Origin of the sequence: Frigoribacterium sp. Leaf415, from assembly GCF_001424645.1 — a bacterium.
Lineage (GTDB): Bacteria > Actinomycetota > Actinomycetes > Actinomycetales > Microbacteriaceae > Frigoribacterium.
This window is the reverse complement of the sequence record NZ_LMQR01000002.1, coordinates 35,773-61,732: the sequence shown is the minus strand read 5'-3', so window position 1 is coordinate 61,732 and position 25,960 is coordinate 35,773. Positions and strand designations below refer to the sequence as shown.

Annotated in this window: 30 protein-coding genes and 1 tRNA gene; 17 read left to right on the top strand and 14 right to left on the bottom strand. The window is 72.3% G+C overall.

Going from position 1 to position 25,960, the window contains the following annotated elements; all coding sequences use genetic code 11:
* Nucleotides 1–200: 200 nt before the first annotated feature.
* The 3 genes from ASG28_RS14955 to ASG28_RS14945 form a co-directional block, all read right to left on the bottom strand.
* The gene (locus ASG28_RS14955) at nucleotides 201–560 is read right to left on the bottom strand and encodes a hypothetical protein (RefSeq protein ID WP_055977910.1); all 360 of its coding nucleotides are present in this window, start codon (nucleotides 558–560) and stop codon (nucleotides 201–203) included.
* Between the two features lie 16 nt (nucleotides 561–576).
* Nucleotides 577–1,089 (bottom strand): GNAT family N-acetyltransferase, encoded by a 513-nt coding sequence (locus tag ASG28_RS14950; protein ID WP_055978156.1) that lies wholly within the window; start codon nucleotides 1,087–1,089, stop codon nucleotides 577–579.
* Nucleotides 1,090–1,178: 89 nt separating this feature from the next.
* On the bottom strand, nucleotides 1,179–2,051 hold the full coding sequence (locus tag ASG28_RS14945; protein ID WP_055977907.1) for a DUF429 domain-containing protein: 873 nt from the start codon (nucleotides 2,049–2,051) through the stop codon (nucleotides 1,179–1,181).
* 33 nt (nucleotides 2,052–2,084) lie between these two features.
* Between ASG28_RS14945 and ASG28_RS14940 the strand changes: the two genes are divergently transcribed.
* A complete protein-coding gene (locus ASG28_RS14940; protein WP_055977904.1) occupies nucleotides 2,085–3,245 on the top strand; it encodes a VIT1/CCC1 transporter family protein in 1,161 nt (386 codons plus the stop codon).
* Between the two features lie 18 nt (nucleotides 3,246–3,263).
* Here the strand turns inward: ASG28_RS14940 and ASG28_RS14935 are convergent, their stop codons facing one another.
* The 3 genes from ASG28_RS14935 to ASG28_RS14925 form a co-directional block, all read right to left on the bottom strand.
* A complete protein-coding gene (locus ASG28_RS14935; RefSeq protein WP_055977901.1) occupies nucleotides 3,264–4,124 on the bottom strand; it encodes a phosphatase PAP2 family protein in 861 nt (286 codons plus the stop codon).
* Between the two features lie 72 nt (nucleotides 4,125–4,196).
* Nucleotides 4,197–5,585, bottom strand: a complete 1,389-nt coding sequence (locus tag ASG28_RS14930) for an MFS transporter (protein WP_082454795.1) — start codon at nucleotides 5,583–5,585, stop codon at nucleotides 4,197–4,199.
* A gap of 8 nt (nucleotides 5,586–5,593) precedes the next feature.
* Complete coding sequence (locus ASG28_RS14925) at nucleotides 5,594–6,181, bottom strand: helix-turn-helix domain-containing protein (protein WP_055977898.1); 588 nt, start codon at nucleotides 6,179–6,181, stop codon at nucleotides 5,594–5,596.
* Nucleotides 6,182–6,417: 236 nt separating this feature from the next.
* On the opposite strand from ASG28_RS14925, the gene ASG28_RS14920 reads away from it, so the two are divergent.
* Together ASG28_RS14920 and ASG28_RS14915 are read left to right on the top strand one after the other, a co-directional pair.
* Nucleotides 6,418–6,708, top strand: coding sequence for a hypothetical protein (locus ASG28_RS14920; RefSeq protein ID WP_055977891.1), 291 nt, complete (start codon nucleotides 6,418–6,420; stop codon nucleotides 6,706–6,708).
* An 87-nt stretch (nucleotides 6,709–6,795) separates the two neighbouring features.
* Nucleotides 6,796–6,868, top strand: a tRNA-Arg gene (locus tag ASG28_RS14915).
* 459 nt (nucleotides 6,869–7,327) lie between these two features.
* Here ASG28_RS14915 and ASG28_RS14910 read toward each other — a convergent pair.
* Nucleotides 7,328–8,179, bottom strand: a complete 852-nt coding sequence (locus tag ASG28_RS14910) for a helix-turn-helix transcriptional regulator (protein WP_055977888.1) — start codon at nucleotides 8,177–8,179, stop codon at nucleotides 7,328–7,330.
* A gap of 177 nt (nucleotides 8,180–8,356) precedes the next feature.
* On the opposite strand from ASG28_RS14910, the gene hxlA reads away from it, so the two are divergent.
* Nucleotides 8,357–8,980 (top strand): 3-hexulose-6-phosphate synthase, encoded by a 624-nt coding sequence (gene hxlA / locus ASG28_RS14905; RefSeq protein WP_043597635.1) that lies wholly within the window; start codon nucleotides 8,357–8,359, stop codon nucleotides 8,978–8,980.
* A 131-nt stretch (nucleotides 8,981–9,111) separates the two neighbouring features.
* Here hxlA and ASG28_RS14900 read toward each other — a convergent pair whose 3' ends face one another.
* From ASG28_RS14900 to ASG28_RS14885, 4 genes are read right to left on the bottom strand one after another with little or no spacing between them, the layout of a single operon-like run.
* Nucleotides 9,112–10,296: an ATP-binding protein gene (locus ASG28_RS14900; protein ID WP_055977886.1), complete on the bottom strand. Its 1,185-nt coding sequence runs from the start codon at nucleotides 10,294–10,296 to the stop codon at nucleotides 9,112–9,114.
* 52 nt (nucleotides 10,297–10,348) lie between these two features.
* Nucleotides 10,349–10,684, bottom strand: coding sequence for a hypothetical protein (locus tag ASG28_RS14895; RefSeq protein ID WP_055977882.1), 336 nt, complete (start codon nucleotides 10,682–10,684; stop codon nucleotides 10,349–10,351).
* Nucleotides 10,681–11,289 (bottom strand): Asp23/Gls24 family envelope stress response protein, encoded by a 609-nt coding sequence (locus ASG28_RS14890; protein WP_157485806.1) that lies wholly within the window; start codon nucleotides 11,287–11,289, stop codon nucleotides 10,681–10,683. The genes ASG28_RS14895 and ASG28_RS14890 overlap by 4 nt, the downstream gene beginning before the upstream one ends.
* The gene (locus ASG28_RS14885; protein ID WP_326937865.1) at nucleotides 11,286–11,921 is read right to left on the bottom strand and encodes an RNA polymerase sigma factor; all 636 of its coding nucleotides are present in this window, start codon (nucleotides 11,919–11,921) and stop codon (nucleotides 11,286–11,288) included. Before ASG28_RS14885 ends, ASG28_RS14890 begins: the two co-directional genes overlap by 4 nt.
* 178 nt (nucleotides 11,922–12,099) lie before the next feature.
* Here ASG28_RS14885 and ASG28_RS14880 point away from each other — a divergent pair, with 178 nt between their 5' ends.
* From ASG28_RS14880 to opgC, 13 genes are all read left to right on the top strand, one after another.
* Complete coding sequence (locus tag ASG28_RS14880) at nucleotides 12,100–12,543, top strand: Asp23/Gls24 family envelope stress response protein (RefSeq protein ID WP_055977875.1); 444 nt, start codon at nucleotides 12,100–12,102, stop codon at nucleotides 12,541–12,543.
* Nucleotides 12,540–12,728 carry a DUF2273 domain-containing protein gene (locus ASG28_RS14875; protein ID WP_055977873.1) on the top strand — a complete coding sequence of 63 codons (189 nt, stop codon included), beginning with the start codon at nucleotides 12,540–12,542 and terminating at the stop codon, nucleotides 12,726–12,728. The genes ASG28_RS14880 and ASG28_RS14875 overlap by 4 nt, the downstream gene beginning before the upstream one ends.
* Nucleotides 12,725–13,078 carry a hypothetical protein gene (locus ASG28_RS14870; protein WP_054144851.1) on the top strand — a complete coding sequence of 118 codons (354 nt, stop codon included), beginning with the start codon at nucleotides 12,725–12,727 and terminating at the stop codon, nucleotides 13,076–13,078. Before ASG28_RS14875 ends, ASG28_RS14870 begins: the two co-directional genes overlap by 4 nt.
* Nucleotides 13,075–13,653, top strand: a complete 579-nt coding sequence (locus tag ASG28_RS14865; protein WP_055977870.1) for a DUF6286 domain-containing protein — start codon at nucleotides 13,075–13,077, stop codon at nucleotides 13,651–13,653. Before ASG28_RS14870 ends, ASG28_RS14865 begins: the two co-directional genes overlap by 4 nt.
* Nucleotides 13,650–14,252 carry a hypothetical protein gene (locus tag ASG28_RS14860; protein ID WP_054144853.1) on the top strand — a complete coding sequence of 201 codons (603 nt, stop codon included), beginning with the start codon at nucleotides 13,650–13,652 and terminating at the stop codon, nucleotides 14,250–14,252. Before ASG28_RS14865 ends, ASG28_RS14860 begins: the two co-directional genes overlap by 4 nt.
* Before the next feature lie 96 nt (nucleotides 14,253–14,348).
* A complete protein-coding gene (locus ASG28_RS14855; protein WP_055977867.1) occupies nucleotides 14,349–15,413 on the top strand; it encodes an Asp23/Gls24 family envelope stress response protein in 1,065 nt (354 codons plus the stop codon).
* Nucleotides 15,414–15,433: 20 nt separating this feature from the next.
* Complete coding sequence (locus ASG28_RS14850) at nucleotides 15,434–15,826, top strand: hypothetical protein (RefSeq protein ID WP_082454826.1); 393 nt, start codon at nucleotides 15,434–15,436, stop codon at nucleotides 15,824–15,826.
* A 77-nt stretch (nucleotides 15,827–15,903) separates the two neighbouring features.
* A complete protein-coding gene (locus tag ASG28_RS14845; RefSeq protein WP_055977861.1) occupies nucleotides 15,904–16,509 on the top strand; it encodes a hypothetical protein in 606 nt (201 codons plus the stop codon).
* A gap of 158 nt (nucleotides 16,510–16,667) precedes the next feature.
* Entirely contained in the window at nucleotides 16,668–17,855 is a 1,188-nt protein-coding gene (locus ASG28_RS14840; RefSeq protein WP_055977858.1) for a PP2C family protein-serine/threonine phosphatase, read from the top strand.
* Between the two features lie 29 nt (nucleotides 17,856–17,884).
* Nucleotides 17,885–19,864: a glycosyltransferase gene (locus ASG28_RS14835; RefSeq protein ID WP_055978149.1), complete on the top strand. Its 1,980-nt coding sequence runs from the start codon at nucleotides 17,885–17,887 to the stop codon at nucleotides 19,862–19,864.
* Complete coding sequence (locus ASG28_RS14830; protein WP_055977855.1) at nucleotides 19,861–20,193, top strand: STAS domain-containing protein; 333 nt, start codon at nucleotides 19,861–19,863, stop codon at nucleotides 20,191–20,193. The genes ASG28_RS14835 and ASG28_RS14830 overlap by 4 nt, the downstream gene beginning before the upstream one ends.
* Complete coding sequence (locus ASG28_RS14825; protein ID WP_082454792.1) at nucleotides 20,186–20,605, top strand: ATP-binding protein; 420 nt, start codon at nucleotides 20,186–20,188, stop codon at nucleotides 20,603–20,605. Before ASG28_RS14830 ends, ASG28_RS14825 begins: the two co-directional genes overlap by 8 nt.
* Nucleotides 20,593–23,139 carry an OpgC domain-containing protein gene (gene opgC, locus ASG28_RS14820; RefSeq protein ID WP_055978147.1) on the top strand — a complete coding sequence of 849 codons (2,547 nt, stop codon included), beginning with the start codon at nucleotides 20,593–20,595 and terminating at the stop codon, nucleotides 23,137–23,139. The genes ASG28_RS14825 and opgC overlap by 13 nt, the downstream gene beginning before the upstream one ends.
* Here opgC and ASG28_RS14815 read toward each other — a convergent pair whose 3' ends face one another.
* Genes ASG28_RS14815 through otnK form a run of 3 tightly spaced genes read right to left on the bottom strand, consistent with a single transcriptional unit; the run spans nucleotide 23,140 to nucleotide 25,891 of the window.
* Nucleotides 23,140–23,925: a DeoR/GlpR family DNA-binding transcription regulator gene (locus tag ASG28_RS14815; RefSeq protein WP_055977848.1), complete on the bottom strand. Its 786-nt coding sequence runs from the start codon at nucleotides 23,923–23,925 to the stop codon at nucleotides 23,140–23,142.
* Between the two features lie 20 nt (nucleotides 23,926–23,945).
* Nucleotides 23,946–24,632 (bottom strand): class II aldolase/adducin family protein, encoded by a 687-nt coding sequence (locus tag ASG28_RS14810; RefSeq protein ID WP_235477940.1) that lies wholly within the window; start codon nucleotides 24,630–24,632, stop codon nucleotides 23,946–23,948.
* Nucleotides 24,629–25,891 carry a 3-oxo-tetronate kinase gene (otnK, locus tag ASG28_RS14805; protein ID WP_055977839.1) on the bottom strand — a complete coding sequence of 421 codons (1,263 nt, stop codon included), beginning with the start codon at nucleotides 25,889–25,891 and terminating at the stop codon, nucleotides 24,629–24,631. Before otnK ends, ASG28_RS14810 begins: the two co-directional genes overlap by 4 nt.
* Nucleotides 25,892–25,960: the final 69 nt, after the last annotated feature.

Below are 25,960 nucleotides of genomic sequence, written 5' to 3'. Positions count from 1 at the left end.
CGCGCACGGCCTAGCCCACAGCAGAGCGCGTGACCCGGCGCACGGCCGAGCGCACGACAGGCGCACGGCCTAGCCCACGGCAGAGCGCGCGACCCGGCCCACGGCAGACCGCGTGACCTGGCGCACGACCCTACCCACGGCAGGCCGCGTGACCTGGCCCACGACCGAGCCCGCGACCGAGCGCACGGCCGGTCGCGCCGTCACGGCGCACCGCGTCCGGCGGCGACCGCCTCGAGCGCCCGGACCACCTCCGCCACGGCCCGCTGCCCCCGCACGACACCGACCGGCCCGCCCAGCACCGACAGGGCCGCCTCGTGCACGACCCGCGCCACGAGCCGCCCCCGGTCGTCGACGAACCACTGCACGCCGAGGGTCAGCATCTGCGCCCGCCCGGCGAAGGCGCGCAGCGCGAGGGTGGAGGCCAGCGTGCCCCGTGTCGCCCGGGTGCTGCCGTCGGGTGCGAGGGAGAGGGTGAAGCCGTGGTCGATCAGGGTCTGCTCGACGAGGTGCCGCGACTCGTCGTGCGGGCCCTCGAGGAAGACGTCGTGCGTGCTCGCCACCGGTCCGGCGCGGCGGTCAGCGCAGCGGCGCGAGCATCTCGAGCTCCTGCGCCGTGGGGTCGAGGGCGTAGGCGTTCGTGTGGCCGGTCGGTTCGTACCCGCGTCGGCGGTAGAACGCGATGGCCCGCTCGTTCTGCTCGTGGACGTGCAGCCGCAGGGCATCGCCCTCGGTCGCGGCCCAGGCCTCGACGCCGTCGAGCAGCAGATCGGTGACGCCGGCCGCGCGCCCCCGGTGGGTCGGGGCGACGTACACGCCGACCAGCAGGGGCTGCCCCGGTGCCTGGAGGAAGCCGCCCATGGCACCGACCCAGTCGCCCGTCTCGTCGTCGATCGCGACCAGCGAGGTGCCGTGCTCGGCCTCGCCCCGGGCCGCGCGCATCCGCCATTCGGCCTCGGCGTGACGACGGGCGACGGCCAGCGTCTCGCCGTAGGCGATCGGGGTGTCGGCGAGCATCGCGAGGCGCAGATCGCGGACGTGCTGCCAGTCGTCGGCGGTCGTGCGGCGGACGGTCACGGGTCGTGCGGGCATGCCGCCACCCTGCCACACGGGCGGGACGCGGCGGGTGCAGGAGGCGCGGGTCGCGTCACCCCGCCGGGTCGCGCCCCGAGGGCGTCACGTCAGGAGGCGCGGCGTGCGTCTCGATCGACCCTCGCCACGGGCGCGGGGCCGAGCCGCTGCTCGGGGCGGGCCGGTGAGATCAGCGTCGCGCGCCTCCCGCGGTCGTCCGGCTCGGTGTCGACGCCGAGCACCTGCAGGCGCTCGGGCGTGCGGGCGCGGAGCGCCGCCGTCCAGGCGCAGACCAGGGCGTCGAGCAGGTCCTCGCGGTGCTTGTAGGCGCGGTCGACGAGAGGTGACGGCTCGTCGAGCAGCGCCGCCGACACGGGGTGCGAGTCGAGGCGCACCGGCACTGCGGCCCCGGCCAGCCCGTCCAACCGACGCAGCAGCTCGTCGCAGGCCGCCGCGCGGGCCTCGCGCCGCGCCTCCTTCGGCAGGGTGAGGTCGGGCCGCTTGTAGCGAGGGCGCTTGTCGTCGTAGCCGAGCTCGGTCATCCCGACCAGGGTCGTGTACGGGTAGCACTCGAAGTGCCCGACCGCCTCGACGGGCACGGGCAGCACACCGTCGTCGTACACGCCGCCGGCACGCTCGAGGCGCTCGCCGAGGGTGCGTCCGCCGAGCCAGGGCAAGGAGGCGCTGCTCGCGTTGGCCGAGACGTGCCAGCGACCGTAGGCGCGCGCCACGAGCCGTTCGCTCGCCCGCATTCCCGTGGCGTTCGGCACGAGCACGGGGGCGTCGATCGCGACGACGGAACCGGGCGTCGACCAGTGCAGCACCCAGGCCTCGACCTCGTCGACCCCGCGGGCCCAACCGGCGTCGAGCACCGTGCCGTCGGCGTCGATCACGGCCAGGCCGGTCTCGTTCGCGGGACGCTCGGGCGTCGAGTCGCGCCAGGCGAGGTCGACGCCGAGGTAGCGGGGCGGGGGTGTGGGCACCGCTCGACCGTACTCGCGGCCGATACTGTCCCCATGCCCACGAGCAGCACCAGCACCCGCACCCCGGCCGACCTGCGCCGCTGGCGGCGCTACCTCGCCGACGAACGCGCCGAGGAGTCGACCTACCGCGACCTCGCCCGCCGCCGCGACGGCGAGGAGCGCGCGATCCTGCTCGCCCTGGCCGACGCCGAGGGCCGCCACGCGCAGCACTGGGTCGACCTGCTCGGCGACGACGTCGGACGCCCGGCCCGCACCGACCTGCGCACCCGCGTGCTCGGGGTGCTCGCCCGGCGCTTCGGCTCGATCTTCGTCCTCGCGCTGGTGCAGAGCGCCGAGGCGCGGTCGCCCTACGCGACCGACGCCGACGCCACCGACGCGATGGCCGCCGACGAGCGCATCCACGGCGAGGTCGTGCGCGGCCTCGCCGAGCGGGGTCGCAACCGCCTGTCGGGGTCGTTCCGTGCGGCGGTGTTCGGGGCGAACGACGGGCTCGTCAGCAACCTGGCGCTCGTGCTCGGCATCAGCGCGTCCGGCGTCGCGAACCACGTCGTGCTGCTCACCGGGCTCTCGGGCCTGCTCGCCGGGGCCCTGTCGATGGGTGCGGGCGAGTACGTCTCGGTGCGGTCGCAGCGCGAACTGCTCGACGCCTCCACCCCCGACCCGACGGCGCGGCAGGTGCTGCCCGACCTCGACGTCGACGCGAACGAGCTGGCGCTCGTCTACCGGGCGCGGGGCATGTCGCCGGACGAGGCCGAGGCCCACGCGCGGCAGGTGCTCGCGGGCGCGGGTCGAGGTGCCTCGTCGCCGAGCGCGCCTCCTGCGGGGGCCGCGCCGGGCGCCGCCACTGCCGGCTGGGCGGACGCCCCGGACCAGGAGGCGCCGTCGGGTGACGAACCCGCCACCCACGAGACCCTCGGCACGGCCTTCGGCGCTGCCGCCTCGAGCTTCTGCTTCTTCGCGTCCGGGGCCGTCATCGCCGTGCTGCCCTACCTGTTCGGGCTGTCCGGGCTCGCGGCCGTCGTCGTCGCATCCGCCCTGGTCGGCGTCGCCCTGCTCGGCACCGGTGCCGTCGTCGGGCTGCTGTCGGGGGCCAGCCCGGTCAAGCGGGCCCTGCGCCAGCTCGGCATCGGGTTCGGGGCGGCCGCCGTGACGTACCTGCTCGGGCTGCTGTTCGGGACGGGCGCGGCGGGCTGAGCCGGCCGGGTCGAGGCGTCAGGCCTTGCGGTCGAGCTTCCACGCGATCCAGCACGTGACGAGCACGACACCGGCCGCAGCCAGGCGCGCACCCATCAGCACGCCCTGACCGGTCGACGTCGTGAGGCTCATGTCGGAGCCGATGCCGATGCTCCAGATCGCACCCGACAGGGTGAGGCAGACGACCAATGCGAGGCCGAGCACCACCGAGGTGGCCCCGTGCGACCGCGGGCCGACGTCGTCGCGGCCGCGAGGGTCACGCGACAGCCGGGCCGCGCCGATGCGCACGAGACCGAGCCAGAGCAGGGCCACGGCACAGGCGCCGACGACGTCGCTGCAGCGGTGCCAGCCGAAGGCGACGGTCTGCTCGGCGACGACGGCCGCGAAGGCCGCGCCGATCATGTAGAACAGCGGCCGGGCGTGCCGGCCGAAGGTGGTCATGATCGCCAGCACGGCGGCGACGGCGACCGTCACGTGCCCGCTGGGGAAGCTGTTGCCGTAGAGCTCGCCGGTCAGCTCGGGACGAGGCGCGAGCTGCTTCAGCACCTGCGTGGTGACCGTGGCGCCGACGATCAGCACACCCGCCTGGACGGCCGAGCCGGGCCGGCGGCGGAGGAACGCGACGAGCATCGTCAGGGCGACGACCAACAAGACGGCCGGCGGGGAGATGGCGTCGAGCGCGACCCCGGACTGCAGCAGGGTGGTGCCGTCGACCGAGCGGAGGATGCTGTCTTCCATGGACTGGCCCGCCTCGGTGAGGACGGCGATCGTGTAGACGCCCGCCAGCACGACGAGCGACGCCGACGAGGCGACCACCCAGCGACCCGTGACCCGTCGGCGGACGGCCGGGGTCGTCGAGAGGGTGGGGTGAGCAGTCACCGGATGAGCTAACTACACGTCGCCTGGAAACCGGCTCGGTCCGACCTGCCGATGCGCCGGGGCCGACGGGACTCACAGCGGGGGTGCAGGGGATCGGCCGCCGGGCGGGCGTCGTCGCTCCATCAGTCGCCAGGCGCCACCGGTGAGCGGGGCGAGCGTGACGGTCGTGTAGACGACGGCGACGATGCCGAACGCGACCGCCAGCCCGATCGTGTCGGCGGCGATCCCTCCGAGCAGGGCGCCGATCGGGATGCCGGCCCAGGCTCCGGCGGTGACCAGCCCGAAGACCCGTCCGCGCAGGTGGTCGGGGGTGCGCTCGAGCTGCACCGTGCCGAGGATGGGGTTGAGGGCTCCGGCGGCGAGCCCCGAGAGCGCCGTCGCGGCGACCAGCACCGGTAGCGGGGCCCCGAGGGCGAACGCCAGGCTCGACGGCCCGCCGGCGAGGGTGAAGCAGACGACGAAGGTGACGCGGCGCGGCACCCGGTGGGCGACGAAGCCGAAGGCGACGTTGCCGGCGAGGGCGCACCCGCCCATGGTGGCGACGAGCAGTCCCAGGGCGGCCGCGCCTCCCAGTCGGTCGTTCGCGTAGAGGGGCAGCAGGGTCGACCCGCGGGCGGCGTCGAGCAGGTTCGTGACCAGCACGAGCGCGACGATCAGCCGCATCAGGGGATCGCGGACGACGAACCGGGCTCCCTCGGCGAGGTCGGCCCGGTAGGAGGCGCGGGTCGGCTCGGACGCGTCGGTCGGATCGGACGGGTGGTCGTCTCTCGCATTCGCTGATCCGGTCCGTACCGGATCGGGCGCGGGGACGAGCGCCCCGGTCAGCGCGGCCGAGACGGCGAAGGTGGCGGCGTTGACGAAGAGGGACGCGACCGGCCCGACGACGGCGACGAGCAGTCCCGCGATCGAGGCCCCGATCAGCTTTGCGAAGCGCTCGGACCCGTCGATCAGCCCCACGCTGCGTTCGATGCGCACCCCGGCCCCCTCGGTCAGCCCGGGCAGCATCACCCGGCGCGCCACCTGCCCGGGGGTGTCGAGCAGTCCGCCCACGAACACGAGCGCGAGCAGGGCCCAGAACGGCAGCCCGACGGTGAGGGCGAGCACGGGCATCGCGAGGACGGAGGCGCCGCTCACCAGGTCGGCGACGATCGCGGCCCTCCGGGGCCCGACCCGATCGACGACGACGCCGCCGAGCGGTCCGCCGATGATCACCGGGGCCGTCGCGAAGGCCGCCGCGAGCCCGACCTCGGCCCCCGATCCGCCGAGCCCCAGGACGTAGAAGGGCACGGCGAACGCCGTCACGACGTTGCCGGTCTGCGAGATCGCGTGGGCCGCGACCAGGGACGAGAGGGCCACGCGGGCGGGGCGACCCGGGCGCCCGCTGCGGGGCCGGTCGGTGCGGCCGAGGTGAGGGGCGCTGTCGGTGACCCGCGCCTCCTCGGCTCGTCCGTTCTCGCTCACGACGGGCCTCAGGGGCGGCGGTAGGCCTGGTAGACGAGGACGACCGACTCGGCGCCGTCGTCGGCCGCCGGGTCGTGGGCGGCACTGGCGTCGAGCCAGCGGTCGACGACGGCCTCGAGGTCGCGGCGCAGGGCGGCGAGCTCGGTCGCGGTGAGGCGCAGGCTGCGGTCGCCGCTCGCCCCGGCCGCGACCCACTCGCGGGGCAGGGTGGGCATCGCGTCGACGTACTCGCCGAAGCGCGCGGCGTAGGCCTGGCCGATCGACTTCTCCAGGGCGGACGACGCGACGAGGCGGTCGGGGTCGTCGAGCAGATCGGCGGGCTCCCAACTGGTGAGCTGGGCGGTGGCCTGCCACCAGCGTTCACGACGGTCGGTGGTCTGCGGCTCGGCCGGGCCGATCAGGTCGATCGAGGCGAGCTTCGACAGGTGGTAGCTGATCGTCCCCGGGGCCTCGTCGACGGCGTCGCCGAGCTGGGCGGCCGTCTGCGCGCCGCGTTCGCGCAGCAGACCGAGGAGGCGCAACCGCGTCGGGTGGGCGAGCACGCGCATCGAGGCGGCGTCGGTGAGGGTGCTGCGGGATGTCTCGCGCGGGGTCATGTGGTCGACCCTAGGTGCGCAAGAGGTGTTGCGCAAGAGACGTTGTTGGGTTGTCGATCGATGCTGTCGGCTCGTGCTGTCCGTTCGTGCTGTCCGTTCGTGACGTCGGATCGTGCGGGGACGAGCGGCTCGACCGGTCGAGCCGTGAGTGTGGTGGGTGTCGCGGGCGGAGGTCGAGCCCGCGGCGCATGCTCGGAGCACGACCGCCGGACGGCCCGGCTCGCAGGAGGAACCCGATGACGAAGACCCCGGACGACCCGCACGGCACCGACGAGACCGAACTCGAGCGCAGCGGCAACAGCAGCGGCGAGGGTCACGGCGACCACACCGTCGGCGAGCGGGACGACCGCCCCGTCGAGATCACCAGCGAGAACCACCCCGACGGCGGCACCGGCTCCCGCACCCTCGACGACGGGCCGGCCGACGACGCCGTCCCCACCCGCCAGCCCGGCCAGGCCGACGCCAGCCAGGTCGACGAGCTGATCGGCGACTACAAGGGCGACGGCGAAGGCAAACACACCTACTGACCCGACCCGAGGAGGCGCGGGTCGGCTCGATTCGCGCCCCGCGCCTCCCTCGTGTAGTGTTTCCTCTGGCCAATCGGCCGGAGAAATGCGCCTGTAGCTCAACGGATAGAGCATCTGACTACGGATCAGAAGGTTGGGGGTTCGAGTCCCTCCAGGCGCACACGACTCAGCATGGCCCCTGCCCTACACGGCAGGGGCCATTCTTCGTCTTGGTGCTTGTCTGGCCGCCTCCGGCGGCGTGCGCCTTCGGCGCGAACCCGAAAGGCCCTGCCCTACACGGCAGGGCTTTTCTCGTCTTCAGTTCTTGTTCGGCCGCCTCCGGCGGCGTGCGCCTTCGGCACGAACTCGTACGACGCGGTTTGGCGCTTCGCGCCGCACCCGTCACCCTCCCCACGTTTCGCGGTCGAGTGGTCGCGAAACGTCGCTCGTGGCGGGATGAAGGACGTTTCTGGACCACTCGACGTCACGCGGGGACGCGGCTTGGCGCTTCGCGCCGCACCCGTCTGGCCCCGCCCGGCTGTCGAGTGGGCAGAAGATGTCCTTCCCAGCGAGATGAAGGACATCTTCTGCCCACTCGACCGGCCGCAGGGGGCCGAGAGGGCGGAGCTGGGACTCCGGGTCAGGGGGACGACGTCAGGGCGGCGAGCTCGGTGCGGCTGCGGGCCCCGAGCTTGCGCAACAGGTTCGAGACGTGGAACTTCACGGTGTTGTCGCTGATGCCGAGAGCCGACGCGATGTCGCGGTTCCGGTCCCCGGCCGCCACGCGGTGCAGCACCTCGCGTTCGCGCTCGCTCAGGGCGGCGACCAGCTCCCACGGCTCGTTCGACGGCGGCGGGTCGAGCGGCAGACGCACCGTCAACTCCGAGCCCCACCCCACCGTCGATGCCACCGTCAGCTCGCCCCCGACCCCCGAGACCTGCTCGGTGATCGGTCGCAGGGCGTCGTCGTGCGCCGTCAACTCGCCCGCGCCGTCGTCTCGGATCGCGATCAGCAGGTTCAGGCCGTCGCAGTCCCACTGGATGCGCACCCGACGGGCGTCGCCCGCGTCCACGAAGGTGAGCACGGCGTTCCGGACGACGGCCCGGGCCACGTGCGCCACGTCACCCGGCAGGGCCCGGCCCGTCGCCGGCGGCTCGACGAACTGGACGTCCAGGTCGCCGAAGCGCACGAGCGGGCGCAGGTCCGACCGGAGGCGCGCGAAGGCCCCGACGACCGGCTCGAGCGTCGTGCCCCGGTCGCGGTCGGAACCGGTCCGCAGGGCGACCAGGGCACTCGCGGCCACGTCGATGGCCTCGGCCCGCGCCGCCCGGTCGTCGAGGCGTCGCGAGCGCAGGGCGGCCAGGACGGACTCGAGGGTCATCGCGTGCCGGTCCACCAGGTCGGCGGTCGCCCGCGCGTGCTCGGACGCCAGCGTCCGGGCGAGGGCGTCGGAACCGGCTCGGGTGGGGCCGTCGTGCAGGGTGCGACTCATGGGCCCACCCTAGGCGTCCACCTACCCGTCGCCACCGTCCCTACCCGAACGGGTGGGTGGGACGCCCCCGTCGAGGGGCTGCCCTCACAGCATCGTCGGACCAGGATCGAAGACAACGGGATCGACGACGTACCCAGAGGCCCGATCGGGCCCCGTCGCCCCCACGAGGAGCACCACATGAAGCTGCAGTTCGCCATGGACACCCTGACCACCGACGCCGCCCTCGAGCTGGCCGCCGCCGCCGCGCCCAGCGTCGACATCATCGAGCTCGGCACGCCCCTGATCAAGGCCGAGGGCTTCCGCGCCATCACCGCCATCAAGGAGGCGCACCCCGACAAGATCGTCTTCGCCGACCTCAAGACGATGGACGCCGGCGAGCTCGAGGCGGGCGAGGCGTTCAAGGCCGGCGCCGACCTGGTGACCGTGCTCGGAGTCGCCGGTGACAGCACCATCGCCGGTGCTGTCAAGGCCGCCAAGGCCCACGGCAAGGGAATCGTCGTCGACCTCATCGGCGTCGGCGACAAGGCCGCCCGCGCCAAGGAGGTCGTCGCGCTCGGTGCCGAGTTCGTCGAGATGCACGCCGGGCTCGACGAGCAGGCCGAAGAGGGCTTCACGTTCGAGAAGCTGCTCGAGGCCGGCAAGGCGTCGGGTGTGCCGTTCTCGGTCGCCGGTGGCGTCAAGGCCGCCACCGTCGGCTCGGTCCAGGACGCCGGAGCCGACGTCGCCGTCGCCGGTGCCGCGATCTACTCGGCCGACGACGTCGCCGGTGCCGCCGCCGAGATCCGCGCCGCCATCAAGTAGCAGCACACGCACCACACGCCGCAGCTCACGAGAGAGCTGTGACGCGCAGGAGGCGCGGTGTCGGTCGGACCGGCACCGCGCCTCCTGGTCGGTGCCTGGATGACCTCCTGTGGCAGAGGCGGGACCCCCCTTCAGGCGCGGCCGGTCCGGCGTCGGACGTAATCGGCGAAGCCGGGGACGGAGAACGCGAGTTGACCGTAGGCGGGGGAGTGGATGATTCCCTTCCTGATGATCCGGTCTCGAGTGGTCGCGAGTTGAGACAGCGACTTGTTCAACTCTTCGGCCACGGCACCGGACTCGACGCGAGGGGAATGGCCGAACCCGGGGAAAAGCCGGTGGTCGGCATCGGCGACGGTGACCATGGTGTCGACGTACTCACGCTCTCGTTCGGACAATCGGTCGTACCGGGCCGAGTAGAGGCCTGCATCCAGCTGCCTCTGTACGGCGGGGGCAGCCGCGAGGACGTGCGTCATCTCGATGCGAGCTGCACCCGCAGCAGCGACCCACGATTCGCTCGCGTAGAGCTGGAGAAAATAGGGGTAGCCGCCTGCCAGCTCGAGCAGATGGTCGAGGGCGTCGTCGGACCACGTCGTCCCGAGGTCGAACGCGGGGTCGACGACGGCAGATCGTGCGTCGGCCTCGTTCAGCCGGTCGATCAGCTCGTACCGGAAGCGTTCGGCGTAGGTGTTGGCCTTGGAGAGCTCGGCCGCGAGATACGGCAGTCCTGCGCCGATGAGGACGATCGGTTCGTCCTGGAGTGCGGACAAGGCCTGGATCAGGACGGCGATGTCACGCTTTCGGAAGACTTGGAGCTCGTCGACGAGCAGGGCGACACCGGCCCCGTTCTGGCTCGCGTCCCGGCCCAGCAGCCGGAGGAACCGCACCAACTCCGGGAAAGGATCGGAATCCCCGTGATGAGGAGCCGATGCGTCCACGGCGAACGTGAAGCCAGCCGGCCCCAGCGTCAAGGTCATGCCCCCGATGGCGTGCACTCCTGAGGAGAGAGCCTTGCGGAGTCTGCCGCGCGTGAGGTCGGCACTGTCTCGCACGATGGACCTCACGGCGGCGCCGGGCTCGACGTCGCGACGCACCTCGTAATAGCCGGCGAGCCAGCCTCGCTTCCTCAGCGATGCACCGATCTCTTGCAGAAGTGACGTCTTGCCCACGCCTCGCAGGCCGGTGAACACGATGGGATTCGACGAACGGCCGGCTTCGACCAGGTCGGCGAGGTTGTCGACGACGGCGAGCTGCGGCTCTCGGCCGATGAGGGTCTGCGGTCGTGTTCCGGCGCCGGGGGTATAGGGGTTCAGGGCCATGACGCCTCCACGAGATGAATTGCTATATTATAGCAATTCGTCTCCTGGTGAGTCAGCGGGGCGCGTCGACCAGGCGGGCCGAGACCGACACCATGACCTCGTCGCCCGCGAGGCCGGAGGCGGCCAGACGTCCACGCAGTGCCTCGGCCGCTCGGGCCAGCGTCTCGGGCGTCGGGGAGTCCAGCGCGGTCGCCACGTGGGCGGTGACGGACACCGACCCGGGCGCCCGCGAGATCTCGACGAGGCCGGTCGAACCCGCGAGGTCGAGTCCCGCAGCGACGACGCGGACGGCGCCCTCGACGATCGGGTGGGCGTCGAACACGTCCACGACGCCCCCGACGCCGCGCAGCGCCTCGGTCAGGTCACGGGAGAGCGCGTCGTCGCTCATCGGTCGTCCTCCCTCGCCACGAAGACGTCGTCGACGAGCACGTCGACCCTCGTGACGGTCAGCCCGGTGTGCCGGGTCAACGTCTCGGTGATGCGCGTGCGCAGCTCGTCCGCGACGGCGCCGAGGTCGAGTCCGTACCGGGCCGCGGCCGTCACCCGGACGACCACGTCGGCCCCCGCCGTCGTCAGGTCGCCCTCGAAGGCCGTCGAACCGAGCACGACGCCGGGCTGTGCGTCGCCCGCCCGGCGCACCAGCCCGCGTGCCGCGGCCTCGGTGACGCTCAACCGCACCGAGGGGTCGGGGTGCGTCACCGGAATCTCGCGACCGCCCACGACCTCGCGACGGATCGAGTCGAGGAGGCCGTCGATCCAGGCGCCGTCGCGGTCGGGCTCCCGGGTGGCCCGGTCCTCGAGGGAGGCGCGGGACAGCTCGTGCACCCGGGCCAGCGACTGCAGGTACAGCCGGCAGGCGGCGGACCCCTCGATGGCCGGGTCGCGCGGCGTGCGCCCGGCGTCGAGGTAGTCGACGAGACGGTCGACCGGGATGCCGTCGACCGTGTCGTCGGTCTCGGGCACGTCGAGGGGGGAATGGTCGTCGATGCTCATCGCCACGCCTCCATCTCGGTGATCAGGAACGCCCGTGCCCGCGCGATCTTGCCCCGGACCGTCGAGACGGGCAGGTCGAGGGCCTCGGCGATGTCCGCGTACGAGTAGTCGGCGGTCTCTCGCAACAGCCAACACCGTCGCTGGTCGAGGGGGAGCTTGTCGAGCGCCGACCACATGGCGTCGAGCTGCAGCCGGGCCTCGACCACACGCTCGGGCGTCTCGTGTCGCGGGGCCGACACCTCGAGCCGATCGACGTCGTCGTGGTCGCGCCGGACCCGCAGACGGTCGACCGCCTTGTTGCTGACGATGCGCATCAGCCAGTTGCGCACCCGGGACGGGTCGTCGAGGTCGGCCAGGCGTCGCCACGCGGTGAGGAACGCGTCCTGCACCACGTCGTCCGACTCGAGGTCGGAGCCCAGCAGGCGCGCGGCATACACCCGCATCAGCGGTCCGTGACGCCGGGCGATGACCTCGTAGGCCTGCACGTCGCCGTCGCGCGCCCGGACGGCCAACGTCGCGTCCGCGGCGTCGAGGAGGGGGTCGTCGGTGGTGATGACGACCTCCTGCGATCGGACGGGGCGGGACTTGGTGCACGGGCCGGGTGGCCCGCACTGCGCCTCCTTGACTACCACCCCGTGCCCGGATCGGGGGACGTGATGGCCGAAAAGTGAGTGGTCGCGGATCGCTCGCTGAGAGCTGGCTGACCCACCATGACACCGGTCGTGACCGATGCGTCTGAATGATGTGACCCGCTTCACGGGCACTCACACATCGGCCGCTCCACACCCGGCCTCAGCACAAGGAGAAATCATGAGCAACGTGACCCCCGCCACCAGCACCAGCACCGCTGCTGCCAAGAACACGTCGTCGCACGCCGCCGGCAAGAACACCATCGCCGAGGGCGTCGTCTCGAAGGTCGCCGGCATCGCTGCCCGCGAGGTGCGTGGCGTCCACGACCTCGGCAACGGCGCCGCTCGTGCCATCGGCGCGATCCGCAACGTGATCAACCAGCAGGACCGCGGCCAGGGCGTCTCGGTCGAGGTCGGCGAGAAGCAGGTCGCCGCCGACATCGTCATCGTCGCCGAGTACCCCGTCGAGCTGCAGAAGGTCGCCGACGACGTCCGCAAGGCCGTCACCGACGCCATCTCGCAGGTCGTCGGCATGGAGGTCACCGAGGTCAACGTCACGATCTCGGACGTCTACATCCCCTCCGAGGACGACAACGACGACGACAACGACAGCCGCGTCAAGTGACCGCCACGACCACCGGCATCCTGGTCGGAGCCGTCCTGGCACTGACCGCCGTGGCCTTCGGCTTCTGGGCCTTCGTGTTCGTCGCGATCGCGATGGCGATCGGGTTCGGCGTCGGCCGCGTCGTCGAGGGCAAGCTCGACATCCGAGGCCTGGCCGACGCACTCCGCGGGCGGCGGTCGTCGTGACCGCGGCGGTGACGGCCGACCAGGCCCTCCACGGCCGGAACAAGATCACGTCACGTGCCGTGCGTCGGGTCGTCTCGGCCGTCACCGCGGAGGCCCTCGAGGTCTCCGCGTCGAAGGTGTCGGTCGAGCTGGCCGACCACGACGGCGCTCTCAGCGTGATCGCCAAGACCCCCATCCGGGTCTCGCCCCTGGGCGTCTCCGAACGCCGTTCGGGCACCCTGCTGGACCGCCTCACGACGGCCCAGTCCACCATCCGAGACCGTGTGCTGCAACTGACCGGGTCGAGCATCGACAAGGTCGACCTGCAGATCACGGGCGCCGACATCCGAGAGAGGAAGCGCGTCGCATGAGCACCGCATCGCTCTACAAGCGCATCGTGCGCCGCGAGACGCACTCGTCCCGGGCCGGCATCGCCATCACGCTCGCCGTCCTGTTGATCGTCGCCCTGGCGTGGATCGGCACCGAGGCGGTCCTCGCCGCCGTCGGGACGGCTCCGCTGCTCCTGGCGCCGACCGACCTCGTCGGTTCGACCCTGGACGCCGCGAGCGCGCCCGTCGGCGTCCTGACCGCCGTCGCGATCGTCGTGGCGCTGATCGGGCTCGTCCTGATCGTCGTGTCGCTCGCCCCGGGCCGTCGTGGCCGCCGTGGCGGCAAGGCCGAGCGCACCGTGGCCGTGGTCGACGACCGGGTCATCGCCCGCTCGCTGGCCCGCACCGCGAGCTACGCCGGTGACGTCGACCCCTCGCAGGTCAACGTCAGCGTCGGCAAGCGCAGCGCCCTGATCGAGGTCACCCGCACCTCCGGACGTCAGACCGACGTCCGCAGCATCGACGAGGCCGTCCGTGACGAACTGGGCGCCTACGACTTCAGCCCGGCCCTGCGTCACAAGGTCAAGCTGTCCGAGAAAGGAACGGTCGGCTCATGAACAGCACCAATCGCGCCCTGAACCGCATCGTCGTCTTCGTCATCGGCCTCGTGCTGCTGCTCGCCGGTGGAGCGGTGGCCGTCGGAGCCCTGTGGCCCGACGTCCAGCAGACCGTCTCGCAGGGTGCCTCCGACGTGAAGGGCCCGACCACCGACGCCCTCACCGAGCAGCCGTGGATCCTCTGGGTCGTCGCGGCGGCCAGCCTCGTGCTGATCGTCCTGCTCGCCTGGTTCGCCCTGCGACAGGGGCACGGCCAGACCGGCACGCTGCTCACCGTCGACGAGGGTTCGCGTCGTGACCAGACCACCGGTGGTCGCCTGGTCATCGACGCGAAGGTCGCCGAACAGGTCCTCGAGGAGGCGCTGGCCGACACCCCGGGCATCGTCTCGGTGGACGTCACCGCCTTCCGCGTCAAGCGTGAGTCGGTCCTGCGCGTCACCGCGAACGCCCGCCGGGGTGTCTCGCCGACCGACATCCGTCGGAGCATCGACCAGGCCGTCGCCCACTGGGACGGCGTCCTCGGCACCGAGACTCCCGTCGTGATCCAGATCAACGGCGGACTCCGCAGCCAGATGTCGTCGGCCACCCGCCTCGACTGACGCCCGTCGCCCCACCGCGCGGACGGCCCTCGCCCTCGACCGAGGACGGGGGCCGTCCGTCGCACCACCCACGTTCCACGATGAAAGGCCGGTCTCATGAACGAGTCCACCCACCACGTCACCCCCATCGACATCGACGCCGCGGCGTCCACCCAGGCCCGCTCGCCCGAGGAGGTCCTCGAGCACACGATCGGCGTCACCGTCCTCGGCGTCTCGGGCGTCCACGCCCTCGGCAGCGCACCCCAGCGGCTGGCCGGTGCCCTGCGCACGGCGATCGGCACGGGCTCCGTCCCGGGCGTCCGCGCCGGCACCACCGACGAGGGACTCGTGGTCGACATCGCCGTCGTCGCCGAGTACCCCACCAACGTCACCACGCTCGCCGACACCGTCCGCACGCAGGTCCAGCACGCCGTCGGGCAGCTCGACGGCGAGGAGGTCACGGTCAACGTGACCGTCACGGACGTGCACGGTCCGTTCGACTCCGACGAGGACGCCGCCGACAAGGTGAACGCCGCGGCGGACAAGGCGAAGCAGGTCGTCTCGGACGCGGGCGACCGGGCGAAGGAGGCCGGCGAGAAGACGAAGGCCGCCGCCGGCGAGGCACGCGACCGCGCCGCGGTCGCGGCGAGCGACCTGTCCGACAAGGCCGGGGCCGCGGCGAGCGACCTGTCCGACAAGGCCCGCGAGTTGGGCGACAAGGCCGGCGAGGTCGCCGAGCAGGCGAAGGCCACCGCGGCCGAGGTCGGCGAGAAGGCGGCCGACAAGGCCGACGACGTCGCCGACAAGGCACGCGACGTGGCCGACCAGGCGAAGGACGCTGCTGCCGACGCCCGCGACTCCGCGGCGGACCGCAGCGAGGACGCCCGCTCGACGACCGCCGACGCCACCGACGCCGCACTGGACAAGACGTCCGAGGTCGTCGCCGGTGCCCGCGAGAAGGCTGCCGACGCCGTGGACGGCGTGGCCGACGCGGTGGACGAGAACCGGGCCTCGGACGACGACGCCACCCGCGCCTCCTCGGGTGACGGCCGCCACGCCGAAGCCGACGGCGCCGACGTGACCGTGACCGTCGACGGCGGCACCGTGACCGTCGAGGTCGACTCCGACAGCGACGCGCAGGTCGTCGTCGACGGCGACGACGTCGCGACGACGGAGAAGTGATGTTCGGCCGGCGCACCACGATGACGACCCGACGCCCTCGGCCGCGGGCCGTCTGGGCCGCCCTGGTGACCTCGGTCGTCCTCTGCGTGCTGATCGTCGTCGGCGTGCTGCTGCCCGTCCTCACCCTGATCGGTGCGGCGGACGGCGGGACGGCCGGTGCCCTCGACGTGCCCGTCGGCTCGATCGCCGCGGGGATCGCCATCGGTTACGTCCTGGCCCTGGTGTTGCTGCTGCTCATCGTGAAGGTGCGCAACGGTGCCCTGGCCTGGGTGCTCGGGGTGGCGGCCGTGATCTCGACGCTCGTCGTGTCGCTGTGGCCCCTCGTGGCCGTCGCGCTCGCCGGAGTCGACCAGGTGCAGGACCTGATCCCGTTCATCCAGGACCTGATCGCCCGGTTCTGGCCCGGCAACTGACCGGCCCCGAGGTGGACCGACCCGTCTAGGCTGAGGCGGTCGTCGGAAGGGGTCCGGCGCACCATCGGGGGATCATCATGCGCTTCACCACCACACCAGCACTCGCCACCGTCACCGGGGCCGTCGCGCTCACGCTGATGCTCGCCGGCTGCACCGGCGGCGGTGACGACTCCGGTGACGCCGGTCGGTCGTCGACCGGTCAGGCGACGGCCACGGCCGACGCCGCCGAGCAGGCGTCCGGCGAGTTCACGTTGCCCGCCGACTGCGACGCCGCGGGCGTCGTGCTGGGCGACCTCGTCACGGGGCGGACCCTCGTCGCCGAGACGTCGACCATCGGCGACGACGAGGCGAGCTGCACCTGGACCAGCGCGGCCGACGGGTCACGCGTCGGGTTCATCGCGACGGTGAAGGAGCTCGACGCGGCCGGGATGGACGCCGAGGTGCCGACGGACGAGAACATCGACGGGCTCTCCCTCGAGCAGGTCGACGACGAGCGTGTGGACGCTTTCGACGGCCGGGCGTTCGTCGCCACGGCCGATGCCGACGCACCGGTCGTCGGCGGCGGTTCGGTCGTACTGACCCCGCACGGCCTGCTGAGCATCTTCGTCGCGGCTCCGGCCGGGACCGAAGCGCCTCTCGAACCGGCTCGTGCGCTCGACGTGGTCCTCGACTTCCTCGACTGACGCGAGCCGTCGAGGAGGCGCGGTGCCGGTCGACCGGCACCGCGCCTCCTCGGTGTCCCCCTTTTTGTGGTCATGACCGACGAGGGGGGTCTGTGGCATCGTTGAGCCGTTCGGAGAACGGCACGCTCCCACCAGGCGCGCCCACTGAGGGGAGCCGCTTGATCAGGGACGAAGCCCGCGAAGAACGTCGGCAGCGGGCGGTCGAGAGCCTCGGCATCGTCGAGTCCGGCCACGAGGACCGCCTGGACCGCGTGACCCGCGTGGCCCGGGCCGTGTTCGGCGTGCCGTTGTCGTCCGTCACGGTCATGGACCACGAGCGCGCGCTCTACGTCGGGCGGTCCGGTTTCGACGACCCCGAGTCCGGGCGCTCCGACACCCCGTGCAGCCTCGTGACCGACACCGGCGAGATCATCACGACCGACGACGCCCGCGTCGACCCGCGGTTCGCCGACCTCGGTGCGTTCAACGACAACGGGCTGGGCTTCTACGTCGGGCACCCGCTGCGCGACGGTTCGGGCAACGTCGTCGGCTCGTTCTGCCTGATGGACGCCGAGCCCCGGCAGCTCTCGGACGACGAGATGGCCGAGTTCCGCGACCTGGCCGCCTGGGCGCAGGTCGAACTGCTCGCCGACGCCGAGGCCTCGGCCGCCCGGTCGACGCAGCAGGCGCTGTTGCCGGCCGAGCCCCTCGAGGTCGAGGGCGTCCGCGTCGAGGGGATCTGCCTGCCGTCGCTGAGCGTCGGGGGCGACTACTACGACTACGGGCTCATCGGCCGGTTCGTGCACATGGCGGTCGGCGACGTGATGGGCAAGGGCGTCGGGGCGGCCATCATCGGCTCGTCCGTCCGGGCGGCCTGCCGGGCGGCCTCGCCGCACGTCGCCGCCGGACGCGAACTCGGCCTCGCGGTCGACCGCATCGAACGGGCCGTGCAGACCGACCTGCAGCGCACCGGCTCGTTCGTCACCTACTTCCACGCCGTCCTCGACCTCGACACGGACGAGTTGTCGTTCGTCGACGCCGGGTCGGGGCTGGCGGTCATCGTCCGAGCCGACGGCACCGTCCAGCACCTCGCGGGCACGGGGCTGCCCCTGGGGCTCGACGAGCAGCAGCACGTCACCGAGACGACCCGCCTCGGCGTCGGGGACCAGCTGATCGTCATGAGCGACGGCGTGCTCGACGTCCTCGACGACGAGATCGACTGGGCCCTCGAGGTCGGGCGGCTCGCGACGCGGCCCCGCGCGGGCGGCTCCGACGGGCCCGGCCTGCTCGAGTCCATGGCGGCCCTCACGCACCGACGACTCTCGCGCGACGACGTCACCGTCGTCGTGATGGACCGTCGCGCGTGACCGACACCCTCAGTCGCCGCGACCAGCGGCTGCTCGACCGCACCACACCCGGTCGCCGCATCGTCGCGATCCGCGTCGTGGTGCTTCTGGCGTCGCTCGCCGGCCTGAACTACATCGTCTGGCGGTGGGCCGCGTCGGTGAACTGGTCGTCGTGGTGGATCGCGGTGCCGCTGATCCTCGCCGAGACCTACAGCGTGATCGACTCGCTGCTGTTCGGCCTCGGTGCCTGGCGGCTGCGGGAGCGCGGCGAGCCGCCGGCCGCACCCGACCCCGACACCCTCGAGACGCGGGTCACGGTCGACGTCTTCGTCACCACCTACAACGAGGAGGTCGACCTCGTCATGCGCACCGCCCTCGCGGCGCAGCGCATCCGTTACCCGCACACGACGTGGATCCTCGACGACGGCGGTCGCCCCGAGATCCGGGCCGCCGCCGAGGCCGCCGGCATCGGCGTGATCACCCGGTCGGACGACTGGGCCGACCGGCCACGCCACGCGAAGGCCGGCAACCTCAACAACGCGCTGCTCTCGACCGAGGGCGAGTTCCTGCTCATCCTCGACGCCGACCAGGTGCCCAAGCCCGAGATCCTCGACCGCACGCTCGGCTACTTCAAGGACGAGCGCATCGCGCTCGTGCAGACACCCCAGTGGTTCGAGAACGTGCCCGAGTCCGACCCCCTGGGCAGCCAGGCGCCGTTGTTCTACGGGCCCATCCAGCAGTCGAAGGACGGCTGGAACAGCGCGTTCTTCTGCGGATCGAACGCGGTCCTCCGTCGGGAGGCGCTGATGCAGTTGGGCGTCGCGCGGTACGTCACCGAGGTCGAGGCCGCCGTGCGTCGGGCCGTCCGCACCTCGCGCAAACTGCTCGTCCGGGCACGGGAGGAAGCCGTCGACCAGCCCCGCGTGCTCGAGGCGTTGGACGACGCCGAGACCGTCGTCGAGCGGGCCCGGGCCGAGTTCGCCGCGGGAGAGTCCATCGGTGACGTCACCTACCGGTTCCAGCGCAGCATCGACACGATCGCCTTCCGCTTCGCCGACGCCGACCTCGCGGCCATGAAGGGCGACCTCGCCGACCTCGCCGCCATGTCGCTCGGCCCCGACACGTTCGACGCACTCGACGAGGCAGCCCTCGACCTGCTCGCTCAGCGATCGTCCTCGCCGCTGGCCGCCATCGAGTCGATCTCGCTGCTGGTCGGCGCGCTCGACGTCGACCGCGGCTCCGAGGCCCAGGCGATCATGCCCCTGGCCACGATCTCGGTCACCGAGGACATGGCCACCGCGATGCGCCTGCACGGGCTGGGCTGGAGGTCGGTCTACCACGACGAGACCCTCGCGATCGGGCTCGCCCCGGAGGACCTGGCGACCATGATGACGCAGCGTCTGCGCTGGGCCCAGGGCACCATGCAGGTGTTCTTCCGCGAGAACCCGCTCGTGCAGAAGGGGTTGTCGTGGGGCCAGCGTCTCATGTACTTCTCCACCATGTGGAGCTACCTCTCGGGCTTCGCGGCCGTGGTCTACATCGCCGCGCCCGTGCTGTGCCTGTCGTTCGGCGTCGTCCCGGTGCAGGCCTACAGCGTCGACTTCTTCGCCCGCCTGATCCCCTTCCTGGTGCTCAACCAGGTGCTGTTCTGGGTGGTCGCGGCCGGCAGGCCGACGTGGCGGGGGCAGCAGTACTCGCTGGCGCTCTTCCCGGTCTGGATCGCGTCGGTCACCACGGCGTTCCAGAACGTCTACCGCGGCCGGGCGCTCGGGTTCTCGGTCACCCCCAAGACCAAGCAGGCGGCCACCGGGCCCCGGTGGGACCTCGTCCGCCCGCAGATCTGGGCCGTCGCCTGCCTCGTCGCCGCACTCGTGCTCGTCGGCGTCCGCTACGCCACCGGGCAGGCCGAGGGCATCGCGCCGCTCGTCAACATCGCCTGGGTGCTCTTCGACCTGGTGATCTTCAGCATCATCGTCCGGGCCGTCCTCTATCCGGGGCCCTCGGCACCCCACGACAAGGAACCATCATGATGACCGTCACCGTCGAAGCCGTCGAAGGCGGCTGCGTCCTCTCACCGCAGGGGCGTCTCACCGTCGTCTCGACACCCCAACTGCGCGACGAGGTGGCGGCGCGCCTCGCCGCCGGCGACCGGCTGATCGTCGTCGACCTCTCGGGCACGACCTTCGTCGACTCGTCGGGCCTCGGAGCCCTCGTGTCGTGCCTCAAGTCGGCGCGCCAGGCCGGGGGAGACCTGCGGCTCGTCGCCCCCACCGAGCAGGTCTCGATGGTGCTGCGCCTGACGAACCTCGACCGCATCCTCAAGCCCCGCGCCTCGGTCGCGGCCGCCCTCGATGACTGAGCGTCCCGGCCCCGTCATGATCGACGTGGCCGTCGAACCCGAGAGCATCGACCTGGTGCAGAACGCCTTCGAGGCGTGGTGGACGTCGCTCGGCGACGACTCGCTCGAGACGCGCTTCTCGTTCGAGACCGCGATCGTCGAGATCGCGGCGAACGTCATCGAGCACTCCCGTCGCTCCGAGGCGGACCTCGGTCGCCGCTTCACCCTCGAGCTGTCGGCCACCGACGACCGCCTGACGGCCGTGTTCCACGACAACGGCATGCCCAGCGACATCGACCTCAGCGCCGTCTCGATGGCCGACCTCGAGGACGAGGACGGCCGCGGCCTGGCCCTGGCGCTGCTCAGCCTCGAGAGCCTCGACTACCGCCACGAGGACGGCCGGAACGTGTGGACGCTCGTGTGCCGACGCTGAAGCACCCGTCGGCGACGGCGCCGCGGCGGCGGCTCGCCCGCCGGATCGGCGCGGCCCTGCTCGCCGTCGCGGCGCTCGTGCCGGTGGCGCTGGGACCGGCGGTGCTCGGGGACGCGACGTCCGCGGCGGCCGCCACCGCGCCTCCTGAACCCTCGGGCACGTGGTTCGGTCCGGACCTCGACTGGGGCTCGGACGGCCCGGACGGCTATGCCGCTCGACTCGGCGCGACGCCGTCGCTGTACGGCGTCAACATCGACTACCCGCTCGACGGTCGGGCCGCCGACGAGTGGCGGCGGTCGGCCCGTGCCGCGGCCGCCCAGGGCGCCGTGCTCGTGGTCAGCCTCGAGCCCACCGGCCGGCTCGCCGACCTCGACGCCGCGGACGCGCGTCGGGCCGACGACCTGCTGACCGAGATCGACCAGCAGTACGGCACGCTGCAGTTGGTGCGCTTCGCGCCCGAGATGAACGGCAACTGGCAACGGTGGGGGCAGCAACCCACCGCGTTCGTCGGCGCGTTCCGCACGCTGGCCGACGTGGTCCACGCGGGGGACTCCCGCGCACGGATGGTCTGGGCGCCGTCGTACGGTGCGGGCTATCCGTTCTCGGACGCCGTCGGCCGTCTCACCGAGACCCCGTCGAGCGACGTCGACCTGCTCGACACGAACGACGACGGGCAGGTCACCGAGGCCGACGACCCCTACGGGCCGTACTACCCCGGCGACGACGCGGTCGACTGGGTCGGCCAATCGATGTTCTTCTTCGCCAAGGGCAGCGCCTCGACGGCCGCCGGTACGTCGGTGCCGTTGGTCGAGAACCAGGCCCCGGCCACCGGCGAGGTCGAGGGACGCTTCGACGAGACCTGGGGCTACACCGAGACGCAGCCGTCGACGTTCTACGACCGGTTCGCCGAGGGGCGCGACCGGCCGATGCTGCTCGACACGGGCGCCCTCTACGCCGACGAGTTCGACGGTGCCTCCGAGCTCGACGTCAAGCAGGGCTGGTGGAGCCAGGTGCTCGACGCCCTGCCGGCCCACGACCGGATCGCCGGAGTCACCTGGCTCGAGGTGGAACGCGACGAGGCCGAGGCCGGCGACCGACCCGTCGACTGGCGGGCCACGGCCGAGCCGGGCATCGCGGAGGCCCTGCGCACCGACCTCGAGGCGAGCGACCGCATCGACTTCGGGCCGGTCACCGACCGCGTGACCTCGACCGACGGCGACGCCGCGACCGTGCAGGTCCGCGACGGCGGCGGCGACGAGATGGGCTGGATCGTGGCCTGTGCCGGGGCGCTGGCCTTGGCCTTCCTGGTGAGCGGCGTCGTGGGTCGTCTGCTGCCCCGGTGGCGCTACCCCGACGACGGCTCACCCGGCCGTGACCTGCGCATCGACCTCTTCCGCGGCTTCATCATCCTGGCCGTCGTCATCACGCACATCGAGGTCGCCGGGCCGTTCTCGTTCGTCACGCTCAAGGCCGTCGGGGCCATCACGGGCGCCGAGATGTTCGTGTTCCTCAGCGGCATCGTGCTCGGCATGGTCTACCCGCTCGGGGTCAAGAAGTACGGCGAGAAGGCCGCGGCGATCGGCGCGTTCGTCCGGGCGCGCAAGCAGTACGTCGTCACGCTCGCGGTCATCCTGATCGTCTTCGCGCTGAGCTTCGTGCCGTTCCTGAACACCGCCGCGATCACGACCTTCACCGACCGCGGCACGGGCATGACGGGCACGTCGGCCGAGGGCCGCGTCTACGACCTCTATCCCAACGTCGACCGCCTGCTCGACTATCCGCCGCCCTGGTACGCGGTGCGCCAGCTGCTGCTGCTCGAGATGGGGCCGTGGCCGTTCAACATCATGGGCCTGTTCGTCGTGCTCAGCCTGACGATCCCGGCGCTGATGTGGGCGATCAAGCGGCGTGCCTGGTGGGCCGTGTTGCTGGTGAGCTGGGCGCTCTACGCCGTCGGTGTGGTCTTCCCCGACTTCCACCTCCTGCCGTCGCAGTTCGAGCCGGTGTTCCCGCTCTTCGCTTGGCAGGTGCTCTTCACCCACGGGCTCGTGATCGGCTGGTACCGGCGTCGCATCGTGGCGGCGCTGACCACCCGGCTCGGCAAGGTCCTGGTGGGCGTGGGGGTCGTCGGCTACGCCGGGTTCCTCGCGCTGATCTGGGCCGGGCACGCCTACGGATTCAGCCCGGGTCCGATCCCGTCGGGACTGTACGACACCCTGTACGCGACCGGCTACCAGCGGGTCGACATGCAGTGGGGCCGCCTGGTCGACGTGGCGCTCGTGGTCGTCTGCGTCTACGCGATCCTCACCGTGTTCTGGAAGCCGATCTCGAGGGCGTTCGGCTGGTTCTACGTCCCCCTCGGGCAGGCGAGCCTGTACGTCTTCATCTGGCAGGTCTTCTTCGTGCTGGCCGTCGCGTCGATCCCCGGTCTCGACCGCTCGAGCGTGATCGTCGGCACGATCGTCCACCTGGTCTCGGTGCTGCTGCTCTGGGTGATGGTGAAGAAGAAGTTCCTGTTCTCGGTCGTCCCGCGCTGATCAGGGGGCGGCGACCACCAGGTCGAGTCCGGCGTCGACGAGGGCACTCGTCGCGTCGTCGTCGAGCCGGTCGTCGGTCACGATGGTCTGGAGCTCGGCGAGGCGGAGGGCCCGGTACTTGCCGAAGCGTCCGTACTTCGAGCTGTCCGCGACGAGCACCGAACGTTCGGCGACCTCGAGCGCGGCCCGCTTGACCTCGACCTTGGCCTCGACGGGCGTCGTGACGCCGTGCACCAGGTCCCACGAGCTCGACGAGATGAACGCCAGGTCGAGCGACAGCTCGGTGAGGGTCAACCGGGTCAGCCGCCCGAGCGTCGACTGGTTCGCGCTGTCGACACGGCCCCCGACGACGATGAGGTCGACGTCCGGGTGGTCGAAGAACGACCGGACGGTCGCGAGGTCGTTGGTGACGACCGTCAGGCCGGTGACGTCGTCGAGGTGCTCGCGCATGGCCTGCACGGTCGTGCCGGCGTCGAGGTAGACGGTCATGTGGTCGCGCACGAGGGCGGCCGCCTCGCGGGCGATGGCCCGTTTCTGCGCGACGTCGACGACCTGCTTGACGTCACGGCTGGCCTCGACCAGCAGCCTCGGCGTCAGCTTCGCGCCGCCGGGCGTGGCCGTGACGCGGCCCTCGTCCTCGAGGGTCGCGACGTCGCGTCGGACCGTCATCTGGCTGACACCGAGCAGGTCGGTCAGCTGTCGGTAGCTGAGGACGCGCTCGCGCTGCAGGTGCTCGACGATGCTCTCGCGCCGCTGCTCGGGGATGAGGGGGGCTGTGGGGGACACGTCGGCCTTTCTCGCGTCGGTCAGCCTAGTGCGGCGGCGCCCGTCCACGGCATGCCCGAGGCCGCGGTGATGGCGGCCACCTGGTCGGCGGGGATGAGGCGGCGGTCGGCGCCGTGGGTCAGCAGGGCGATCCGGCAGGCCTCCTCGACCTCGACGGCGCCGAGGACCGCGCGGTCGAGGTCCTCGCCGCTGACGACGCTGCCGTGGTTGGACAGCAGTGCCGCCCGGAACGGCAGGGGGCTGTCGGTCACGAGCGACCCCATGGTCGGGTCGCCGGGGGCGACGAAGGGCAGCAGCGGCACCTGGCCGACCCGCATGAGCGAGTACGGCGTGAGCGGCGGTACGGCGCAGTGCTCCGACCAGGGCTCGAGGCACGACAGGGCGACGGCGGACGGGGAGTGCACGTGCACGACGGCCTGGTGCTCCGGGTTCTTGAGGTACATCGCGCGGTGCAGTGCGACCTCCTTCGACGGCTTCGGACCGGCGAGCAGCGTGCCGTCGGGGGCGAGCACCGACAGGTCGTCGACGGTGAGCGACCCCAGCACGGTGCCGGTGCCGGTCATCAGCAGACGGTCGCCGTCGCGGACGCTGACGTTGCCCGAGCTGCCGGGGCTGAGGCCGGCGGCGACGAGGGCCCGCCCGGCCTCGACGAGTCGTTCGGCTGCCGTCCGTGTGGTCACTGCGGTCACTGCGGTCACTGCGGTCACGAGAGGGCCTCCCAGGCGGTCGAGAACAGGTCGGCGGCACCGAAGTTGCCACTCTTCAGGACGAGGGCGACCGGTCGGCCGTCACTCGTCGTGGCGGCGCTCCAGCAGACGCCCGGGCCCAGCGGTGGCCCGATGACCAGGGCGGGTGCCCCGAGTGCCGTCACGACGGCACCGCTGGTCTCGCCACCGGCGACGACGACCAGCCCGACCGTGCCGTCGGCGACGAGGTCGTGCACGAGGGCCGACAGGACCGCCTCGACCACGGACGCGGCCTGTGGGGTCGAGGTCGACAGGCCGCGGGGGCCCGCTGCCACGACGTCGGACGGGTCGCCCACCGAGTAGACGACGGGGACGGAATCGGCGTCGAGACCTCGCACCCAGTCGGCGAGTGCCGCGATCTCGGCCGCGGGGTCGGTCGTGGCGGCCGAGAGGTCGACCTTGCGTGTGGGGTGGGTGGCCGCCGCGTGGGCGATCTGGCCGCGGGTGGCGGCGGACGCCGACCCGCACACGACGAGGCGACGCCCGGTCACGTGCGAGAACTCGGCGGGCGGGGCGGGTGGTGGGGCGTCGTCGGCACCGACCCCGAGGGCCAGGCCCGCTCCGCCGCTGACGAGGCGGTGGTGTGCCGTCGCCCGGCCGATCGTCTCGAGGTCGGCGTCGTCCACGGCGTCGACGACGAGGTAGCTCGACGGCGCGTCGTCGAGGGTCGATCGGAGCGCGTCGACCCCGGCGCGGACGTCGTCGAGAGGGACCTCGGTCACGGGGGTCGGTGTCTGGGGTGCGAGGAGGTCGCGCAGCCTCGAGCGCGTCATGGGCGTCAACGGGTGGTGACGCATCGACGAGTCCTCGAGGAGGTCGTCGCCGACGAAGAGGCGACCGTCGCGGACGGTGCGGCCGTTGGCGGGGAACGCGGGGACGACGATCGCCCGGTCGACCCCGAGCCGGTCGCGGAAGGCGTCGAGGACGGGCCCGATGTTGCCCTCGTCGGTCGAGTCGAAGGTCGAGCAGTACTTCAGGGCGAATCGTTCGGCGCCGGCCTCGACCAGCCAGGCCAGGGCGGCGGTCGACTGCTCGACGGCCTCGTCGACCGGGGCCGTGCGGGTCTTCAGGGCGACCACGACGGCGTCGACGCCCGCGTAGGTCGCCGGCTCGACGGCTGCGGGGTCGACGACGACCACCGTCTCGAGGCCGCGGCGGCGGAACCCCGAGGCGAGATCGGTGGCTCCGGTGAAGTCGTCGGCGACGGCACCTATCAACATGCGGGACCTCTCGGTGGCGGGCGGGCGGGCTCGCGGTGCTGCCGTGTCGGCGCCGCGAGCGTGGACAGT

Coding starts and splice junctions, on each gene's coding strand:
- ASG28_RS14850 (WP_082454826.1), top strand. CDS start 15,434: ATGACGACCCGACGCCCTCGGCCGCGGGCCGTCTGGGCCGCCCTGGTG.
- ASG28_RS14890 (WP_157485806.1), bottom strand. CDS start 11,289: ATGAGCATCGACGACCATTCCCCCCTCGACGTGCCCGAGACCGACGAC.
- ASG28_RS14900 (WP_055977886.1), bottom strand. CDS start 10,296: ATGGCCCTGAACCCCTATACCCCCGGCGCCGGAACACGACCGCAGACC.
- ASG28_RS14855 (WP_055977867.1), top strand. CDS start 14,349: ATGAACGAGTCCACCCACCACGTCACCCCCATCGACATCGACGCCGCG.
- hxlA (WP_043597635.1), top strand. CDS start 8,357: ATGAAGCTGCAGTTCGCCATGGACACCCTGACCACCGACGCCGCCCTC.
- ASG28_RS14925 (WP_055977898.1), bottom strand. CDS start 6,181: ATGACCCCGCGCGAGACATCCCGCAGCACCCTCACCGACGCCGCCTCG.
- ASG28_RS14865 (WP_055977870.1), top strand. CDS start 13,075: ATGAGCACCGCATCGCTCTACAAGCGCATCGTGCGCCGCGAGACGCAC.
- ASG28_RS14950 (WP_055978156.1), bottom strand. CDS start 1,089: ATGCCCGCACGACCCGTGACCGTCCGCCGCACGACCGCCGACGACTGG.
- ASG28_RS14825 (WP_082454792.1), top strand. CDS start 20,186: ATGACTGAGCGTCCCGGCCCCGTCATGATCGACGTGGCCGTCGAACCC.
- ASG28_RS14910 (WP_055977888.1), bottom strand. CDS start 8,179: ATGAGTCGCACCCTGCACGACGGCCCCACCCGAGCCGGTTCCGACGCC.
- ASG28_RS14895 (WP_055977882.1), bottom strand. CDS start 10,684: ATGAGCGACGACGCGCTCTCCCGTGACCTGACCGAGGCGCTGCGCGGC.
- ASG28_RS14880 (WP_055977875.1), top strand. CDS start 12,100: ATGAGCAACGTGACCCCCGCCACCAGCACCAGCACCGCTGCTGCCAAG.
- ASG28_RS14940 (WP_055977904.1), top strand. CDS start 2,085: ATGCCCACGAGCAGCACCAGCACCCGCACCCCGGCCGACCTGCGCCGC.
- ASG28_RS14845 (WP_055977861.1), top strand. CDS start 15,904: ATGCGCTTCACCACCACACCAGCACTCGCCACCGTCACCGGGGCCGTC.
- ASG28_RS14860 (WP_054144853.1), top strand. CDS start 13,650: ATGAACAGCACCAATCGCGCCCTGAACCGCATCGTCGTCTTCGTCATC.
- ASG28_RS14920 (WP_055977891.1), top strand. CDS start 6,418: ATGACGAAGACCCCGGACGACCCGCACGGCACCGACGAGACCGAACTC.
- ASG28_RS14830 (WP_055977855.1), top strand. CDS start 19,861: ATGATGACCGTCACCGTCGAAGCCGTCGAAGGCGGCTGCGTCCTCTCA.
- otnK (WP_055977839.1), bottom strand. CDS start 25,891: ATGTTGATAGGTGCCGTCGCCGACGACTTCACCGGAGCCACCGATCTC.